Source organism: Candidatus Nealsonbacteria bacterium, from assembly GCA_026016225.1.
In the GTDB taxonomy this organism is placed as follows: domain Bacteria; phylum Patescibacteriota; class Minisyncoccia; order Minisyncoccales; family JANBVM01; genus Nealson33H.
In genome coordinates, this window is sequence record CP061210.1 from 34,207 (window position 1) to 53,563 (window position 19,357).

15 protein-coding genes are annotated in these 19,357 nt (G+C 33.8%); 4 read left to right on the forward strand and 11 right to left on the reverse strand.

Going from position 1 to position 19,357, the window contains the following annotated elements:
• Nucleotides 1-6: 6 nt before the first annotated feature.
• Nucleotides 7-1,437 carry a phosphomannomutase/phosphoglucomutase gene (locus tag IB617_00190; protein UZE93260.1) on the reverse strand — a complete coding sequence of 477 codons (1,431 nt, stop codon included), beginning with the start codon at nt 1,435-1,437 and terminating at the stop codon, nt 7-9.
• Between the two features lie 24 nt (nt 1,438-1,461).
• On the opposite strand from IB617_00190, the gene ychF reads away from it, so the two are divergent.
• The 4 genes from ychF to IB617_00210 all read left to right on the forward strand — a co-directional run bounded on the left by ychF (nt 1,462) and on the right by IB617_00210 (nt 3,677).
• Complete coding sequence (gene ychF / locus IB617_00195) at nt 1,462-2,478, forward strand: redox-regulated ATPase YchF (GenBank protein UZE93261.1); 1,017 nt, start codon at nt 1,462-1,464, stop codon at nt 2,476-2,478.
• A gap of 131 nt (nt 2,479-2,609) precedes the next feature.
• Complete coding sequence (gene rpsF / locus IB617_00200) at nt 2,610-3,011, forward strand: 30S ribosomal protein S6 (protein ID UZE93262.1); 402 nt, start codon at nt 2,610-2,612, stop codon at nt 3,009-3,011.
• A gap of 26 nt (nt 3,012-3,037) precedes the next feature.
• Nucleotides 3,038-3,472 carry a single-stranded DNA-binding protein gene (locus tag IB617_00205; GenBank protein ID UZE93263.1) on the forward strand — a complete coding sequence of 145 codons (435 nt, stop codon included), beginning with the start codon at nt 3,038-3,040 and terminating at the stop codon, nt 3,470-3,472.
• A 7-nt stretch (nt 3,473-3,479) separates the two neighbouring features.
• Complete coding sequence (locus IB617_00210; GenBank protein ID UZE93264.1) at nt 3,480-3,677, forward strand: 30S ribosomal protein S18; 198 nt, start codon at nt 3,480-3,482, stop codon at nt 3,675-3,677.
• A 43-nt stretch (nt 3,678-3,720) separates the two neighbouring features.
• Here IB617_00210 and recA read toward each other — a convergent pair whose 3' ends face one another.
• The 10 genes from recA to IB617_00260 form a co-directional block, all read right to left on the reverse strand.
• The gene (gene recA, locus IB617_00215; protein UZE93265.1) at nt 3,721-4,728 is read right to left on the reverse strand and encodes a recombinase RecA; all 1,008 of its coding nucleotides are present in this window, start codon (nt 4,726-4,728) and stop codon (nt 3,721-3,723) included.
• Between the two features lie 31 nt (nt 4,729-4,759).
• On the reverse strand, nt 4,760-6,922 hold the full coding sequence (locus tag IB617_00220; protein ID UZE93266.1) for a DUF87 domain-containing protein: 2,163 nt from the start codon (nt 6,920-6,922) through the stop codon (nt 4,760-4,762).
• Between the two features lie 25 nt (nt 6,923-6,947).
• The gene (gene rpoC, locus IB617_00225) at nt 6,948-10,613 is read right to left on the reverse strand and encodes a DNA-directed RNA polymerase subunit beta' (protein ID UZE93267.1); all 3,666 of its coding nucleotides are present in this window, start codon (nt 10,611-10,613) and stop codon (nt 6,948-6,950) included.
• 43 nt (nt 10,614-10,656) lie between these two features.
• Nucleotides 10,657-13,881, reverse strand: a complete 3,225-nt coding sequence (locus IB617_00230) for a DNA-directed RNA polymerase subunit beta (protein UZE93268.1) — start codon at nt 13,879-13,881, stop codon at nt 10,657-10,659.
• 181 nt (nt 13,882-14,062) lie between these two features.
• Nucleotides 14,063-15,151 (reverse strand): rod shape-determining protein RodA, encoded by a 1,089-nt coding sequence (gene rodA / locus IB617_00235; protein UZE93527.1) that lies wholly within the window; start codon nt 15,149-15,151, stop codon nt 14,063-14,065.
• 5 nt (nt 15,152-15,156) lie between these two features.
• The gene (gene ligA / locus IB617_00240; GenBank protein UZE93269.1) at nt 15,157-17,205 is read right to left on the reverse strand and encodes an NAD-dependent DNA ligase LigA; all 2,049 of its coding nucleotides are present in this window, start codon (nt 17,203-17,205) and stop codon (nt 15,157-15,159) included.
• Nucleotides 17,206-17,247: 42 nt separating this feature from the next.
• Complete coding sequence (locus IB617_00245; GenBank protein UZE93270.1) at nt 17,248-17,613, reverse strand: hypothetical protein; 366 nt, start codon at nt 17,611-17,613, stop codon at nt 17,248-17,250.
• Nucleotides 17,614-17,637: 24 nt separating this feature from the next.
• Nucleotides 17,638-18,204, reverse strand: a complete 567-nt coding sequence (locus tag IB617_00250) for a type II secretion system protein (GenBank protein UZE93271.1) — start codon at nt 18,202-18,204, stop codon at nt 17,638-17,640.
• Nucleotides 18,194-18,724: a hypothetical protein gene (locus IB617_00255; GenBank protein ID UZE93272.1), complete on the reverse strand. Its 531-nt coding sequence runs from the start codon at nt 18,722-18,724 to the stop codon at nt 18,194-18,196. Before IB617_00255 ends, IB617_00250 begins: the two co-directional genes overlap by 11 nt.
• A 57-nt stretch (nt 18,725-18,781) precedes the next feature.
• A complete protein-coding gene (locus IB617_00260; protein UZE93273.1) occupies nt 18,782-19,333 on the reverse strand; it encodes a hypothetical protein in 552 nt (183 codons plus the stop codon).
• Nucleotides 19,334-19,357 lie beyond the last annotated feature (24 nt).

Consider the following 19,357-nt stretch of genomic DNA (forward strand, 5'->3'; position numbering starts at 1 on the left):
AGGAGCTTAGCTCCTTTTTTTTATAAGAGAAATAAGTTCTTTTTTCTTTTTCTCTAATATTTTTTTTGTCTTAGCTTCAGCCACCAGTCTCAAAACAGGCTCTGTATTAGAGGGACGGAAATTAAACCACCAATTTGGAAAATTAATTTTTAAACCATCAATTTTTAATATCTCTCCTTTTTTTCCAAACTTTTTTTCTAAGATTTTTAAAATCTTTTTTTTATCTTTGACTTTAAAGTTTATTTCCCCTGAATGATAATATTTCTTGAAAGGTTTAATCAGTTGAGAAAGAGTCTTTTTAGTCTCAGACATTTCTTTTAAAATAGAAAACAAAATTAAGAAAGGACACTCACAAAAATAATGCTTTCTTGAATAATAATGACCTGAGAATTCTCCGGCAAAGAAAACATTTTCTTTTCTCATCCTTTCTTTTATGAAAGAATGTCCTATTCTGTTTTCTAAAGGAAGACCTTTGTTCTTCTCTATTGTTTCCCTAACAATATTGCTTGAACGAACATCGTATATAACTTTTTTTCCTGAGCTTCCTTTTAGAATTATATTAACTATTAAAGCAGTAACAATATCTCCCGGGACAATCTCTCCCCTCTCGGTGATAAAAACAATCCTATCTCCATCTCCGTCGAAAGCTATTCCTAAATCGCTTTTTCTTTTTAAAACCTCTTTTTTTAAAAATCTCAAATTTTCTTTTTTTAATGGGTCAGGATTATGATTAGGGAAAGAACCGTCAAGTTCTTGAAAAAGATGATAGATTTTAAGAGGAGATTTTTTAAAAACACTTGGAATTACTATACCTGAAACGCTGTTGGCAGTATCTACAACTATTTTAAAAGGATAAATCTTATTAATATAAAATTCTCTAAGATTAAATTTCACATAATCTTGAAGAACTTTCTTTTTTATTATTCTGCCTTTTTTTTTAACTGTAGTTTTTTTAGCTAAGGTTCTTGTCTCACACAAGGTTCTTAATTTCGGAGAAATCAAGGTTCTTGTGGCACACAAGGTTCTTATTCTTTTTAAACCTGTTTTTCCACTAATAGGAATTGCTTTTTCTCTAACCAATTTAAAACCATTGTACTCTGGAGGATTATGGGAGCTTGTAATTACTATTCCTCCATCAAATCTATAAAAAGCTACAGCAAAATAAAACATAGGGGTAGTAGAAAGCCCTATGTCAATAACATCAGCTCCGGCATTAGTAATTCCTTTGCTTAAGCTTTTAAATAAGGTAGGAGAGGAAAGACGATTATCTTGACCTACCACAATTTTAAGTCTTGTCTTCCTTTTAATTTTAGATTTTTTTTGTCTCAAAAATTTAACTAGGGCTTGCCCAATTTTAAAGGCAAAGTCCTCATTAAAATCATCAAGATAAATTCCCCGAATATCATATGCTCTAAAGATGTCAGGGTTGATTTTCATATGGTTTTATTATATCATAACCTTATGAGTTTTTCAGTAGGTATTGTCGGTTTACCAAATGTTGGTAAATCCACATTATTTAAAGCTTTAACTAAAAAGAAAGTTAATATTGCTCCCCGTCCTTTCACAACTATAAAACCCAATTTAGGAATAGTTTCTGTTCCGGACGAAAGATTAGATAAATTAGCTGAAATTATTAAACCTGAAAAGGTAACTCCGACTGTTATTGAATTCATTGACATTGCAGGATTAGTTAAAGGAGCTCATAAAGGAGAGGGTCTTGGAAATCAGTTCTTAGCTCAAATCAGAAATTGTGACGCTATTTTAGAAGTAATAAGGGCTTTTGAAAATCAAGAGGTAGAAAATGTTTTAAGAGAAATTAACCCAGAAAAAGAAATAGAAGTGATAAAGATTGAACTTTTAATGAAAGACCTTGAAACCTTAGAAAAAATAATCTCAAAATTAGAAAAAAAAACTTTAGAAAAAGTTAAAGTCTTTCAAAAAATTAAAGAAGGAGTTTCTCGTGGAGAATTAATCTCAGAAATAAATTTAACCGATAAAGAAAATTTAAAAATTAAAGAATATCAGTTTCTAACAACAAAACCAACTTTATTTGTATTAAATACTAACACTAAAAAAAGGTCATTACAGATGAAATCTAAATACTTGCAAATAAACTTAAAAGATGAGGAAGAAATATCAGAACTTTCAGAATCAGACAAAAAAGAGCTCGGTTTAGAACTCCATCTTGATGGTTTAGTTAGAGCTTGCTATGATATTTTAGACTTAATTACTTTTTTCACGGTCTCGGGTGGAAAAGAAACAAGAGCCTGGACAATAACTAAGGGTTCTGACGCTTTAGAGGCTGGAAAAACTGTTCATTCTGACTTCAAAGAAAAATTCATAAAAGCTGAAGTTGTTAATTGGAAAGAATTAGTTTTAAGTGGCTCTTGGTCGAAAGCCAGAGAAAAAGGATTAATAGCAATTGTTGGCAAAGATTATCTCATTCAAGATGGTGACGTTGTTGAATTTAAGATTTAAGAACCTTCTGCGAAGCAGAAGAACCTTGATTCTTCGAATTAAGAACCATTCGCTTCGCTCAGAACCTTGATTCTGCGAATTAAGAACCTTCTGCGAAGCAGAAGAACCTTGATTCTTCGAATTAATAACCTATGAAAATATACGAATTTACATATTTAATACACCCTGATATTTCTAATGAAGATATAAACTCTTTGCAGAATAAGATAGAGTCATTTATTAAAGAAGAAAAAGGTTCTATTATCAAAACCAATCCGCCGGTTAAAAAGAGATTGGCTTATTCAATTAAGAAAAATAGAGAGGCTTTTTTAACTGACTTAACTTTTAGTTTAGAACCTGAAAAATTAAATAATCTGAATAAAAAAATAAAATCAGAGAAGAAAATCCTTCGCTATCTAATCTTCAAAAAGAAAATATTAAAAAAGAAATTACTGGTTCCTTATAAACGAAAAGTTAAACCAAAAGTTAAACCAAAAGTAAAGGTCGAATTAAAAGAAATCGAAAAGAAACTTGAAGAAATTCTTGGCGAATAGCCACAAATATTAGCGATTTTAAAATAATGAATTTAAACAAAGTATTTTTAATTGGCCGTTTAACCCGCGACCCCGAAATGAAAGTACTCCCTTCTGGTCAGTCAGTTACAAACTTCGGATTAGCTACTGATAGTTTTTTTACTGACAAATCTGGTCAAAAACAACAACAAGTTGAATTTCATAACATGGTTTTGTTTGGAAGATTAGCTGAGATTGCCTCACAATATTTAAAAAAAGGTTCTTTGGCTTTTTTTGAAGGAAGAATTAGAACTAGAAGCTGGGAAGATTCTTCGGGAAATAAAAGATATAGAACCGAGATTATAGCCCAAAGACTCCAATTAGGACCTAAATCCGCGGGGAAAATAATACCTCCTGAACCTAAAAAGGAAACATTAAAAGAAGAAATTCCAATAATTGAGGAGGGAGAGGGGGAAATAAATGTTGAAAATATACCATTTTAAGTAATGTATGGCTTGTTATTTGTGTCAAAGAAATATCCAGGAGATTGACTTTAAAAATGTCAAATTTCTAATGAAATTTATTTCTGGATTAAAAAAAATCAGACCGAAAAAAAGAACTGGAGTTTGCTCCAGTCATCAAAGAAAATTAGCAAAAGCTATTAAGAGAGCTCGTTATCTGGGATTACTTCCCTATACAGCAAAATAATACGGAATTTCCATACTAATTTCCATTTTCTAACAACTATTTTTTAGGCTTGCTCTGTTATAGCTTTTTTTAATTTAGCTAATACCTCTTTGTTTTCTTTCAAAAATTTCCTGCTGGCTTCCATTCCTTGTCCTAATTTCACGTTTTCATACTGATACCAGCTACCTGCTCTTTTAACTACTTCTTTTTTTAGAGCTGTATTTAAAACATCTCCAATATAAGAAATACCTTCATTATAGTAAATATCAAATTCAGCTGTTTTAAAAGGAGGCGCAACCTTATTTTTAACAATCTTAGCTTTTATCCTACTACCGATAATTTCATCGCCATGTTTTATCTGGGCAATCCTTCTCAGATTAATTCTTACTGAAGCATAAAATTTTAAAGCTAAACCCCCGGGCGTTGTTTCCGGATTACCAAACCGCTGACCGATTTTCATTCTTGTCTGGTTAATAAAAATAACCGCTGTTCTTGTTTTAGAGATAATCCCAGAAAGCTTGCGACACGCTTGACTCATTAAACGCGCCTGAAGTCCAATCTGGAACTCTCCCATTTCACCCGCAATCTCAGCTTTGGGAACTAAAGCAGCTACTGAATCAATAACAATTACGTCAACCTCACCTGATTTAACTAAGGTTTCAACGATTTGAAGAGCTTGTTCGCCTGAATCGGGTTGAGAAATCAATAAATCATCAACGTTCACTCCGATTCTCCTGGCATAATCAACATCTAAAGCATGCTCAGCATCAATAAAGGCTCCAACTCCTCCTCTTTTTTGAGCTTCAGTTAAAATATGTAATGCTAAAGTACTTTTACCACTCATTTCAGGTCCGTAAATCTCAATTACTCTACCCTTGGGTACTCCACCTACTCCCAAAGCTAAATCTAAAGAAATAGAACCTGTTGGAATAATTTCAACGGTGGATAATTTAGCATCTTTCAATCTCATAATTGAGCCCTCTCCAAACCTTTGCTGAATCTCATCTAATGCTTCTTTTAACTGTTTCTTTTCTCCGCCGGCTGGCGGATTTCTCTTTTTTTGTTTTACCATAGTGTCTAGAACTTATATGTTTTTTTAATATTTACACCGACTGCCAACCATCATCATCGTATTTTTCATTCTGGCTAACTCCTTCAATATGGCTTTCATCAGCATCAGAGAGGTAAACCTCTCTTGGTTTTGCACCTCGACCAGGTCCTACTACTCTTCTCTCTTCAAGCATGTCTATTAATCTGGCAGCCCTGGCATAACCTATTCTTAATTTTCTTTGCAAAAAAGAAGCTGAAGCCCTCCTGTTTTGGATTATAACTCTTTTTGCCTCCTCGTATAAAGAATCTTCTTGAGAAAAAAAACTCCCCAAATCTCCACCCGATGCTCCTAAATTTCTTTCCAAAGCTTCAAACAATTTTTCTTTTAAGTTTTCTCTTTCGAATTTTGGCTGAGTTTTTGACTTTATCCAATTTACCACCCTTTTGACTTCTTTCTCAGAAACATAAGCAGCTTGTATTCTTTTTGGCTTAACGATTTCGCTTGAAATAAAAAGCATATCTCCTGCGCCTAAAAGCTTCTCTGCACCAGCCATATCTAAAACCGTTCTGGAATCAACCTGAGAAGCTACCTGAAAAGTAATTCTTGAACTAATGTTAGCTTTAATAAGTCCCGTAATTATTTCAACCGACGGTCTTTGGGTAGCCACAACTATATGAACTCCAACTGCCCGAGCCATCTGGGCTAATCTTACAATTGAGGCTTCCACATCTCTACCTTTAGCAACCATTAAATCAGCTAATTCATCAATGACCAAAACAATGTAGGATAAATGTTCATCTCCGGTATTGAAAGCTTTCTCATTATAACTGAAAATATTTCTTGCTTTTAATTTAGCTAATAGTTTAAATCTCCTCTCCATCTCTTCAATTAACCACTTTAAAGCATTAACTGCCCTTGAAGCGTCTACGATGGCCGGACATAAAAGATGAGGAAGTCCTCCATAAACCGTAAATTCAACTCTTTTTGGGTCAATTAAGATAAATTTTAAATTGTCAGAAGAATTTTTATAAATAAGAGAGAGAATTAAAGTGTTTAAAAAAATTGTCTTACCTGTGCCGGTGGAACCCGCTACTAATAAATGGGGCATCTTTCCAAGGTCGGCATAAACAGGATTGCCTGAAACATCTTTGCCTAAACAAAAGGTTAACTGAGAAGAATATTCTTGAAATTTTGAATTTTGGATTAACCCTTTTAATCGAACAAAAGCTCTTACTTTATTTGGAACCTCAATTCCAACCAAGCTTTTACCCGGTATAGGGGCCTCAATTCTAATTGGGTGAGTAGCTAAAGCTAAAGCCAAATCGTTAGATAAAGAGGTTATTCTTGATAATTTTATTCCGTTAGCAGGTTTTAAAGAATATTGAGTAACCGTAGGTCCTACATTCACTTCTGACATTTCTACGGGAATTTCAAAGCTTTCTAACGCTTTTTTAATAATTATTGAGTTTGTCTTGATGTCGCCGGCAGAAGGTTGACCTTTTGTCGAATCTAATAACTCTATTGGTGGTGTTTTATATTCTTTTTCTCTCTCCGGGTATTCAATCGCTTTTGTTTTTAATTTCAAAAAGGGTTCTTTAATAACTCTTTCTTCTTTTTTAAAGGCAGAAGCAGGTTCTACGTTTTTTACCTTAAAAGAAGGAGTAAAAATTCTTTTAATTAAAGATGGTTTTTTCTCCTCTTTTATTTCAGATTCTTCAGAAACCGGCTGTTTTAATAAACGCCAAAAAATCAATCCTCCAATTACTATTACCAAAGAGGCTATAATCTGGGTAACCCAAAAACCAAAAAGTCTTGAAAGGACTAAGGTTAAAATATAGCCTAATAACCCTCCCTGTCTAAGTCCCGGCTCCAAACTCTCTAAGATTCCACAAATTCCAAATACAGAAATAATAATTGCTAAAAGTAAAGGCTGAAAGAGCTTTTTGTAATTAGCCCTAAAAAATGCCAATCCAGAAATAGTTAAAATTAAAGGTAACAAAAAAATAGCTTTCCCTGCCAAGAAAGAAAAAGCTTTAAAAAGAGCATTTCCTGCCACTCCTGCTTTTTCAAAAAAACTTAAAGCAAAAATTATTGCCAAAAGAAAAGAGGTTATTCCAAAAATATATCTTTTTGTTTCTTCTTTCGAAAAAAAGCTGCTAATTTTTGTCGAATTTGAATTCTTACTTTTCTTTCTTTTTTTCTTATTCCTGCTCATACTTAAAGTAAGGCTTAATGTTTAATTATAACATTTCTTTACCAAAACCTGTACCTGCCGGTATTAACTTTCCAATAATCACATTTTCTTTGAGACCTAAAAGTTTATCTTCTTTCCCTTCAATTGCTGCCTTAATTAAAACCCGTGAGGTTTCCTGAAAGGAAGCGGCAGATAAGAATGACTCTGTTGTTAAAGCCACCTTTGAAATTCCCAATAAAACTGGAGAGGCCGTAGCTAATTGAGAAGTTTTCTTCTTTAAGGATGCTAATTTTACCTTACTGTTTCTTTTTTTTATCTTAAGATTTTCTTCAGTAAGTCTTGCTTTTTCAATAATTTCACCCGGAATAAAAGGACTATCGCCGGAATCTTTGACTTTCACTCTGGAAAACATCTGCCGAATAATAATCTCTAAGTGTTTATCATGGATTTGAACTCCTTGAGAAACATATATCTTTTGAATTTCCTTTATTATATAATGCCATGTTTCTTCTTTATCTGTTAATTTAAACAACTTTTTTATATCCAAACTTCCTTCAGAAAGTTGTTGTCCCTTTTTAATAATTTCTCCTAATTTTACCCAAATGGCTGATTGCGGAGGGATTTGATATTCCAGAATATCAGATTTTTTCTTGGATTTTTGACTTTTAATCTTTAACACTTTTTCTTGTGTAATTTCCACTACTTTCCCATCGGTTAAAGAAATTACTGCCTCACCTTTTGGAATTCGAACCTCAAAAAGCTCCTGAATTCTCGGTAAACCAAAAGTAATATCTATTCCTCCTGCTACTCCTCCCGTATGGAAGGTCCTCATTGTTAACTGGGTTCCCGGCTCGCCAATTGCCTGAGCAGCCACAATTCCAACCGCTTCTCCTAATTTAATTAATTTATTATTTCCCAAATCCCAACCGTAACATTTTTGACAAATCCCCCTAATACATTTACAGGATAAAGGAGAACGAATTTTTATTTTTTCAATTTTGGCCTCAATAATTTTTTTCCCTTTCTCCCAGTCAATAATTTCCCCTTTCTTGCAAATTACTTTTACACCGGCATCCTTCTTAGTCTTCACATCTCCTAAACAAACCCTTCCTACAATTTTAAGAAGGAAATCCTGACCAATCTCGTCGGCATCCTCTCTTAAAATCTCAATCCCTGTCTTATCCTTACAATCTTCCTTTGAAACTATCACTTCGTGAGAAACATCAATTAACCTTCTGGTTAAATATCCTGCGCTGGAAGTTCTTAAGGCTTTATCTGCTGTTCCTTTCCTGGCTCCGTGAGTGGAGATAAAGTACTCAAGAACTGAAAGCCCCTCTTTATAGCAACTTTTCACCGGTAACTCAATAATTTCCCCTACCGGATTTATAACCAAACCTTTCATCCCACTCATTTGAACAGCCTGGGTCCACGAGCCTTTAGATCCTGCGTCAATCATTTGAAAGACGGAACCTCTTTTTGGCAATGTTTTTGGAACTTCTCTCTCTATCTCTAATTTCACCCTGCTCCAAATACTGATTATTTTAACCGATCTTTCTTCAGGAGAAAGAAGTCCTTTTTTGAAATAATTTTCAACTTTTTCCTCTTCTTTTTGAGCTATGTCCAAAATTTTCTTTTTTTCTTCAGGTATAATTAAATCATCTACTCCCCAGGTAATACCAGCTAAAGTAGAATACTCAAATCCTAAATCTTTAATTTCATCAAGCGTAGCTTCGATAACATCTTTTGGATACTTCTCAATAATCTCTCCTAAAATCTTCTTTAAATCTTTTATTTTAATTAGTCTGTTCTGAAAAGGAAAATCTGCGGGTAGAGCTTCGTTGAATAAAATTCTACCTGCAGAGGTCTCAATTAAGTGAGAAGATTTTTCTTTTTTGAGTTTTTGAACTTTATTTTTAAAGCCTTTAATGTTTACTTTTATTTTTGCCTTAGGACTAATTTTGCCAAGATTATATGACAAAACTGCTTCGTCTGGAGTTATAAAAGTTTTTCCCTCTCCTTTTTCGTTTTCCCATATATCGGTCAACCAATAACAGCCTAAAATAATATCTTGATTAATGCTAACAACGGGCATTCCGTTAGCAGGTTTTAAAACATTTAAGCCAGACAACATTCGTTCTTTTACTTCTTTTTGTGCCATATCGGATAGAGGTACGTGAACAGCCATTTGGTCTCCATCAAAGTCAGCATTAAATGCATTACAAACCATTGGATGAATCCTAATTGCTTCTCCTTCAATTAGTATGGGGTAAAAAGCCTGAATACCTAATCTATGCAGGGTGGGCGCTCGATTTAGTAAAATTAACTTTTCTTTTACCACTTCTTCTAAAGATTCCCAAACTTCATCAGTTTCATCATCAATTAATCTTGAAGCTCCTCTGACATTATAAGCAAGTTCTTTTTCCAAAAGTTTTTTAATAACAAATGGCTTAAAGAGTTCTAAGGCCATCTTTTTTGGTAAACCCACCTGATTAAATTTTAATTCAGGCCCCACCACTATTACTGACCTTCCAGAATAATCAACTCTCTTTCCTAAAAGATTTTGCCTGAATCTACCCTGTTTACCTTTAAGTATATCAGCTAAAGACTTTAATAATCTTCTTCCTCCTGTTGTTGCCCGGGTGGTTGTTCCTCTCCTCATACCATTATCAATTAAAGAATCTACCGCTTCCTGTAACATCCTCTTTTCATTTCTAATGATTACCTCAGGAGCTCCGATTTCCAAAAGATACTTTAATCTATTATTTCGATTGATTACTCTTCTGTATAAATCGTTTAAATCAGAGGAGGCGTATCTTCCTCCATCCAATTGAACCATTGGCCGTAAACCAGAAGGTAAAACAGGTAGAACCGTCAAAAACATCCATTCGGGACGAATGTTTGTTGAATCCATTATCTGAAAAAGTTTTAATCTTCTTAGAGTTTTTTTTCTTTTCTGACCGCTAACTTGCTCTAATTCTTTTTTTAGCTTTTTGATTTCTTTTTTCAGGTCAATCTTCTCAAATATTCTTCTTAAACTCTCAGCTCCTGTTCCTGCTTCAAAAACTTCTCCATATTTCAAAGAGAAATCACGATATTTAACCTCAGATAAAATTTTTAAAGGTTCAATTGATAAAACATTTCCTTTTGCCTTGTTTCTTGCTATTCTCAATGCTTGAAGGTCAGATTTTAATAATTTAGTTCCTTTTCTTTTTTCTTTAAGCTCAGATTTTAATTTTTTTTCTTTCCTTTTGTACTCTTTATTAATACTTTCCAAAACATCTCTCTTTGCTTCCTTATTCACACTGGTCACAATATAAGAGGAAAAATAAATTACCCTTTCTAATTGCTGCATTGAAATATCCAAAAACATTCCCATTCTTGATGGAATACCTTTTAAAAACCATATATGTGAGACAGGAGCGGCTAACTTAATATGACCCATTCTTTTTCTCCGTACAGATGACTTTGTTACTTCCACTCCGCATCTATCACAAACTATACCTTTGTAGCGAATTCTTTTATACTTGCCGCAATAACACTGATAGTCTCTTTCTGGTCCAAATATTTTTTGGCAAAAAAGTCCATCCTTTTCAGCTCTTTGAGTTCGATAGTTAATAGTTTCCGGTTTAGTAACCTCACCGTAGCTCCATGATAAAATCTCCTCTGGCGAGGCTATTTTTATTCTGATTGCTTCTAAGTTTTCTACTCTCATAATTAAAGTTAGATTGTTAGAAATATTAGGTAGGCCTGCTCGCTTATTTTCTTTCTTCTTTTTCTTTCTCTTTCACTTCCACATTCAATCCTAATGCCTTTAATTCGTTAACTAAAAGGTCAAAGGAGGCTGGAATATTAGGTGCTTTTATTTCTTCTCCTTTCAAGATTGACTCATAGGTTGATGCTCTTCCTAAAACATCATCAGATTTTATAGTTAACATTTCCTGGAGTGTATGAGCTGCGCCATATCCCTCTAAAGCCCAAACCTCCATCTCACCAAATCTCTGTCCACCGAACTGGGCTTTCCCTCCCAATGGTTGCTGGGTAATTAAAGAGTAAGGACCAATAGAGCGCATATGAATTTTATCTTCAACCATGTGAATTAACTTCATCATATATATAAAACCTACGGTAATCTTTTCCGAAAAAGGAAAACCTGTTCTCCCGTCGAAAAGTTGAATTTTTCCTCCTTCGGGAAATCCTGCTTCTTTAAGTTCTTTCTTTATATCTTCTCCAGTCGCTCCAGAAAGCGCAGGAGTAATAGCATAATATCCAAGGTTTTTAGCCGCCAAACCCAAGTGGGTTTCCAGAACCTGACCTAAATTCATTCTCGAAACTACGCTTAAAGGACTAATAATAATGTCTATGGGAGTACCATCTGCTAAAAAGGGCATCTCTTCTATTGGTAATACTTTTGAAATTACACCTTTATTTCCATGTCTGCCCGCTAACTTATCTCCTGCTTGAACTTTTCTAATATGTGCTACTTCAACTTCAACTCTCTTTATAACTCCGGGTTCAAGTTTGTCTCCTAACTCCCTGGAAAAAACTTTAACTCCCACAATCCTGCCTCTCTTTCCATGTTCCATTCTTAATGAACTATCTTTTACTTCTTTTGCCTTTTCTCCAAAAATTGCTTTTAACAATCTTTCTTCCGGTGTTAGCTCTTCTTTACCTTTTGGAGAAATCTTCCCAACTAAAATATCGTTTGGTCCAACCTCTGCTCCAATTCGAATCACTCCTTCTTCATCCAAATCTTTCAGTTTTTCTTCGGAAACATTAGGAATATCACCTGTCGTTATTTCAGGTCCTAATTTAGTTTCTCTAACATCACAGCTAAAACTCTCAATATGAATTGAAGTGTAAGCATCATCTTTTACAAGTCTTTCTGAAATTAAAATAGCATCTTCAAAATTTCCTCCCCGCCAGGGCATAAAAGCCACTAAAATATTTTGACCTAAAGATAAATATCCCTTTGAAATCGCACCACCTTCGGTCAGAAGTTGCCCTTTCTTTATCTTTTGACCTTTTTTTACTATCGGCTTTTGGTGAAAACAAGTATATTGATTTGTTCTAACAAAAGTTTTCAGCTCAAAATTTAAGATTTTAGATTTTGAAGTTTTGACTTTAATATGGTCAGCATCAACCTCAATAACTTTTCCGCTCTCCTGACTAATAACTGCTTGTCCTGAATCCTCAGCAACTCTTTTTTCCAATCCCGTCATTACCAAAGGGGGTTCTGGATTAATGAGAGGAACTGATTGTCGTTGCATGTTTGAACCCATAAGAGCTCTGTTAGCATCGTCGTTTTGTAAAAAGGGAATTAGAGAAGTAGCAATAGAAATTGGTTGTTCCGGAGAAACATCGATAAAATCTAACTCCTTTTTATCAATTATGTCTGGTTTCCCTTTTACTCTAGCCTCTACGTTTTTAGATATAATATTGCCTTTTTTATCAATAGGTATTACTCCTGAGGCAATATTGTATTTTTCCTCCTCATAAGCATTAAAATATCTAACATTAGAGGTTATTTTCCCCTTTTCAACTTTAATATAGGGGGTTTCTAAAAAACCATAAGAGTTAATTCTGGCAAAACTAGCTAAGTGATTTACCAACCCAATATTTGATCCCTCTGGGCTTTGAATTGGACAAATTCTCCCATAGTGAGAAGGCTGAACATCTCTCACCTCAAAACCGGCTCTCTCTCTTGTTAAACCGCCAGGACCTGTAGCCGATAATCTCCTTTTGTGTTCTAATTCAGCTAAGGGATTTTGATTATCCATGAATTGGGACATTTGGCTTGACATAAAAAATTGCTTCACTATCACCATTACTGGTTTTGGATTAATTAACTGGCTTGGGGTTAAAACATGAACATCTAATGTTGACATTCTATCTCTAACAATCCTTTCCATTCTCATAAACCCTACTCTCAGCCTATTAACCAGCAACTCTGTGAAAGGTCTTACTCTTCTATTCCCCAAATGGTCAATCTGGTCAGGTTTTGCCTCGGGATTATTGCTCAGTCTAATAATTTCTCTCAATACTGCTATAACATCCTCCGGTTTTAAAACTCTGTCTGAAATTGTTATTTCTTCATTTAAGTTTTGAGTTTTATCTTTTTTCTTCGAACTAATCTTTGTTTTTAATTCTGGTAATCTCGACCACATCCTCCATCTTCCAACTTTTGACAAATCATATCTTTCAAAATTAAAAAACATATTTTCTATTAATTCCTTGGCAGTATCAGGAGTAACCATATCTCCAGGCCTCAACCTCTGGTAAATCTCAACTAAAGCTTCTGCCTGGTTATGAGTCAGGTCTCTTTTTAAGGTCTCTTTAATATGGTCAACTTCTCCCTTATTGACGTCTTGAAACTTCTCTTTAATTGACAGGTCATTATCAATACCAAAAGCTCTTAGAAGTGTTGTGGCAGCCACCTTTCTTTTCCTATCAATCTTTACCCCTATTGCTCCTGAAGAATCTGTTTCGAATTCTAACCAGGATCCTCTGTTGGGAATAATTTTTGCCCCAAAACAATTCCTTCCCGAAAGTCTCCTCCTGGTGAAAAATGCTCCTGGAGAACGAATTAATTGAGAAATAACTACTCTTTCAACTCCATTAACAACAAAAGTTCCCCTTTCGGTTTGTAAGGGGAAGTCACACAAAAATACTTCTTGCTCTTTTATGTCTTTAGTTTTTAGATTAACAAGTCTTGTTTTAATAATCAGGGGTGCTTCATATGAATCGTTATTCTTTTTTGCCTCAAAGTCTGATTTATATTTCGGTTCCTTCAATTTATAATCCAAAAACCAAAGCTCAAATTCTTTTTTAGTATAATCTCGAATAGGAGAAATTTCTTGAAATAATTGTTTCAATTCTTTATCGCAAAAACTTCGCCAGCTCTCTTTTTGCAGGCTTAATAAATAAGGTAATGGTAAATGGATTTTGGACTTGGCAAAGTTCTTTATTCTTGTTCTTTGCATAATATTAATTATAATTAAATAGCGAAAAATACCCCCAACGCTATTGGGGTATTTTTTGCTCCCGTAATTTATTTATCAGAAAATAAGCAAAGACTTAACAACCAAAATTAACTATATAAATTATTTTAATCTTATTTAAAAATTTGTCAACCCCTATCTGAATCTGGACAACTAAGGGAGCCTAAGGGTTAGCTTTCATACTCTGAAGCATCCCTAACCCGATAAAAGTGGCAATTAAGCTCGAACCCCCATAGCTTATTAATGGTAAAGAAATTCCAATTATAGGAAGAAGACCGATATTCATACCAATATGAATAAAGATTTGTGAAAGTAAAAGAATAGCAAAACCTGCGGCAAAAAGACGGCAAAAATTTGAGTTACTAAAAACAGCAATTTTCAAAATACGCCAGATTAAAACAACAAATAATAAAAGTAAAATTCCGACTCCAATCAGCCCCATTTCTTCTGCTATAACAGAGAAGATAAAATCAGTCTTTGGTTCGGGTAAGAATCCGTATTGAGATTGAGAACCTTTACCTATTCCTTGTCCATAGATTCCGCCAGAACCTATGGCAATCTTTGCCTGTCTCTGGCTCCACCCCACTTCAAGTGGGTCGGATATTTGAGGTCTAATAAAACTCAAAATCCTCTCTTTCTGGTAATCTTTTAAAATGGTTGACCAACTTAAAATTAAAATTAAAACTCCCAACAAAAGCAATGCTAAAAAATGGCGCAATTTAATTCCTGAAATAATCAAAATTCCCATCCATAAACTCAGTAAAATTAAAACAGAACCTAAATCAGGTTGAAAAAAAATTAAAAGAGCGGGGGAAAAAACATAGAAACCTGAAATTAAGATATGAATTACCCTGTACATTTCAACATGTCTCCTTGAAAAGTATTTTGCCAACAAAACAATTAAAACAATTTTTGTAAATTCTATCGGGTCAAAAGAAACAGGACCTATTTTATACCAGGACCTAACTCCCCTTATTTCAGGGGCAAAAAAGAATAAACCTCCTAACAAAACGAGGCATAAAAAATAAAGAATCAAAATTAAATAAGGGTCTTCTAAAAGCAAACGCCAATCAAAAAAACTAATTATGAGCATCAAAAAAAATCCTATTCCTAAAAAGACAATTTGTTTTTTAAAAGCGAAAAAATCTTTCCTGCCGATTGAAGAACTATATATTGCTAAAAGACCAATACTTATTAAAAGTAAAGCAAAAATAATTAAGGTCCAATCCAATTTTTTACTGTGAATTAAAATCCCTCTCATTGAATTAGTTTTAAAAATTCCTGTTCCCCTATTCTCTTTATGCCAAATTTTTTGACTTCTTTAAGTTTCGAGCCAGGCTTTTCGCCAACAATTACATAATCTATCTTTTCCGATACTGATTCGGAAATCTCTCCGCCAAGTTCTCTTATTCTTTTTTTCGCTTCATCCCTGGTTAAAGTTTCTAAGGCTCCGGTTAAAACAAAAGTTCTTCCTCTTAAGGGTTGGTATTTAGTTCTTTCCTTCCTTCCAATTTTCACTCCAGCTTTTTTCAGTTTTTTTAATAATTCTAAATTTCTTTTTTTGTGAAAAAAATCATAAATTGAATCAGCCACTGCAAAACCAATGTCTCTTATTCTTTCCAAATCAGAAGGAGAAGCTTTTTTTAAATTTTCTATGGAACCGAATTTCTTAGCTAAAAGATAGGCTGTTTTCTCGCCAACATTTCTAATTCCCAAAGCAAAAATAAATTTAGGAAGAGTAATTTCTTTTTTTGATTGTATGGCTGTAATTAAATTTTTGGCAGATTTTTCAGCAAATCTTTCTAAGAGTGAAATATCACCTTCTTTTAAATTAAATAAATCAGCCGGGTCAGAAACCAAACCTTCTTCAATTAGTTTATTAATAATTTTTGGTCCCAAACCTACGACATCAAAAGCTCCTTTTGAGATAAAATGATAAAAATATTTCCTTCTTCTCGCAAAGCATTTTGGATTTAGACAACGCCAAACAACTTCTTTTTCCGGTTTTACTAATTTTGTTTGGCAGGAAGGACAAAATCTCGGCATTTTAAATTTTTCCTCTTTCCCTGTTCTCAGCTTTGGTAAAACTTTAGATACAGAAGGTATTACGTCTCCTGCTCTTTCTACAATAACCGTATCTCCGATTCTAACCCCCAATTTCTTTATTTCGTCTTCGTTGTGTAAAGTAGCTCGGGAAATCACTACCCCATCAATCTCTACCGGTTTCAAGACGGCTACCGGAGTTACAGCTCCGGTTCTTCCAATTTGTAATTTTATGTCTTTAATAATAGTTGCCGCTTGTTTTGACGGGAATTTAAAAGCCCTTATACCTTTTGGACTTTTTCCAACTACGCCAAGTTTATCAAATAATTGATTGTTATCAACGCTTAGCACAACACCATCAATCTGAAAAGGGAAATTTTCTCTTTTCTCACTTGTCTCTGCATAATAATTTATAACTTCTGTTAGATTTTTACATTCTTTACCGAGGTCGGTTTTAAAACCTAACATAGATAAAATCTTGTGTTCCTGAGAATGTTTCTTTTGACCTAAGTTTGTAATTATATCATAGGCAAAAAATTTTAAAGGGCGGGAACCAGCTATTGTTGGGTCTAACTGCCGTATTGACCCCGCAGCCAGATTTCTTGGATTAGCAAAGGTTTTTTCTCCCCTTTTTTGCATTTTTTTGTTTAGTTTTTCAAAATCTCTTTTTTCCATATAAACCTCACCCCGAATTTCAATCATTCCCCAATTAATTAATCTCTCAATATTGTTCTTTGTTTCTTTTGATAAATTAAAATCAAAATCTGGTAAAGAGTGAATTCTTATTTTTAAAGGAATACTTTCAATTGTTTTAAGATTCTGAGTAACATCCTCACCAACCTTACCGTTTCCTCTCGTGGCACCACGTTCCAAAATACCATTTTTGTAAAGCAAAGTAATGGCAAAACCATCAATTTTTAACTCTGCAAACCATTCAAATTTTTGAGAAGGAATTAATCTTTTTAAGTAATCTTCCCATTCTTGCAATTCTTTTTCAGAAAAAATATCCTCTATTGAAAGCATGGGAACTTTATGTTCTACTTTTTTAAAACCCTTTAAGGGACGACCTGCCACTCTTTGAGTAGGTGAGTCAGGACTGATAAATTCCGGGAATTGCTGTTCTAATTTGTAAAGTTCGTGTTTTAAAGAATCTAAAGCAGGAGCTGAAATCTCTTGTTTATTCAAAACGTGATATAAATAACGGTGATAATTTATCACCTTTTTAAGTTTTTCTATTCTTTTTTTAACTTCCTTTTTTTTCATAAAAAAAACAGGAGGGACAGGAGAGGGACTGTCCCTTATTGTTTAATACCGAGTCTCAATAGCTCTTTTTGTATTTTCATAAGAACCAATTGACGTAATAGTAGTAATATCATTAGTATGAAATTCTACGTCATAACTTGCATCATTCACAAAAACTGTAGAAGTAGTATAGCCGTCAGATAAGCCAATGCTTCTATCTTCATATAACACCACTTCAATTCCGGCATCAGCAGCATAAAAAGCGATAACTGAATACCCGATTTCTCTCATTATCTTAACCTGCCGAATAAGAATAGTACTTATTCCCATGCTGATAGCTAAAAGAAAACTCAGTATAAAAACAGCTAACATAATTGAAACTCCCCTTTGAGAGTTGGAATATAGTTTGAATAATGCCTTAAATCCCATAATTTTTAATTTACTATCTGCTATTTATTTTTCTATATCTAAATTTCTTTGAGAAACCGTAGTCTGAATTCTTATTTTGGGAAGACCCGATGCGCCTTTCTTACCTATTTCTAAAAGCATTGTTATTCGCGGCTGAAGATTGTCTTCTTGTGTTTCTCCGGAAGGCTGGAATTTAAATTGAGTAATTTCTAAATCATCCGGGGTCAAGGGAAGACCAGCTGCTCCATCTCTTGATTCTTTAAGTTGATTATCTTCTGTATCCCAATAGAATTCCTGACAAACAGGGGGGTCTTCGTAATTCTCAAATTTTATTCCTTTTCCTACTTTAGTAATCTCGTAATTTGTCTTAGCACTTATACAGCTACCATCTATATCTTTTCTTGCCATTCTTAAAGCGCGACTAATATATTCCACAAAATAGGAAGTATTATCAATAGTCTCCCGTAAAGCTAAAGCTCTATGTTGACTTCTTAAGGAAGAAATAAAAAAACCTGTAGGAACTGAAATTACAGTAGAGAATATGGCGACAGCTACTAAAACCTCAATTAGAGTATATCCCCATTTCTTGTTTATGGTTTCTCTATTGCTCATACCAATTTGTTATATATTCTAAAGCTGTAAAAGTATGAGTTCTACCTCTTTCTTCCCAAGTAATTTCAACTATAACTTTTCTTTTATTGGTGTCTGGATTTAGCGGATCAACCTCAGCAATTGTAATTTTTCTGATAAATTTTGTTTGAACATCGGAGACTTCATAACCATAAAAGTTATCTGTTTGAATATATAAAGGAGTACCACTATAACTTGTCAACGTCTGACTATCATAATCAGCCTCCCACTCACCCACACCTAAATACACATCCCAACTGAGGGAAGGATTAGTTCTCTTTTCCAACCAAGTACTGTCTCTTATATTTCTGACTATTTCAATTCCTTCTTGAGCTAAATAAGAAGCAATTGCTTTTTGTTCAACTATGGAGGACGCGGAAAGGGTCTGACTCATCAAAGAAAAAGAAGCTCCCACTCCGATAGTTAAAATAAAGATTGCCGTAATTACTTCTAATATTGTAAATGCCGCATCACTTTTAAAAATTTCTTTTATTTTTTTCACTTTTCTATAATGTTTTAATGTTTAGATGTTTCTATGCTTTTATGTTTAAATGAATTCTCAATCAATATCAATTAAACCAACATTATTTATAGTAATGGTTTTAGTTTCTGAGGAATCAGATTCCAAAGCAAGAGTAATTATTACCGAATTTATCTCCCCTCCTAATTCTTGATATTTTATCGTTATTTTTGGGTCAGGAGGTTTATAATTCACTGAAACCAAGTAAGAGGATGTATTTATATCCTCTATAACTACTCCTTCTTCTAACTCAATAGTTTCTATAATAGTATCTGATGAAGAAGTATAGAACTCATCTCCTTCTGCAGGGTCAGTATCAGCATATATGATGTATTGATTGTTTGAACTTTTATCAAGAAAAATTCCGTAGTTAGGTGGTATTCCTCCTCCACATTCCGGACATTCTCTTGCTGACATTGCCATTTCTTGAGCCCTTCTTACGTCCTGGGCTAATTGATGAGCTGCTGTTCTGAGAGTAAATTTTTTTTGACTCTCTCTCTGGTTAACCATAACAAGTGAAGTCATGGTAACGACAATAAAAACAACAGTTAAAATTTCAAGCAATGTAAACCCCGCACTACTTTTACTCATATTGGAAATTAGTTATTAGAAATT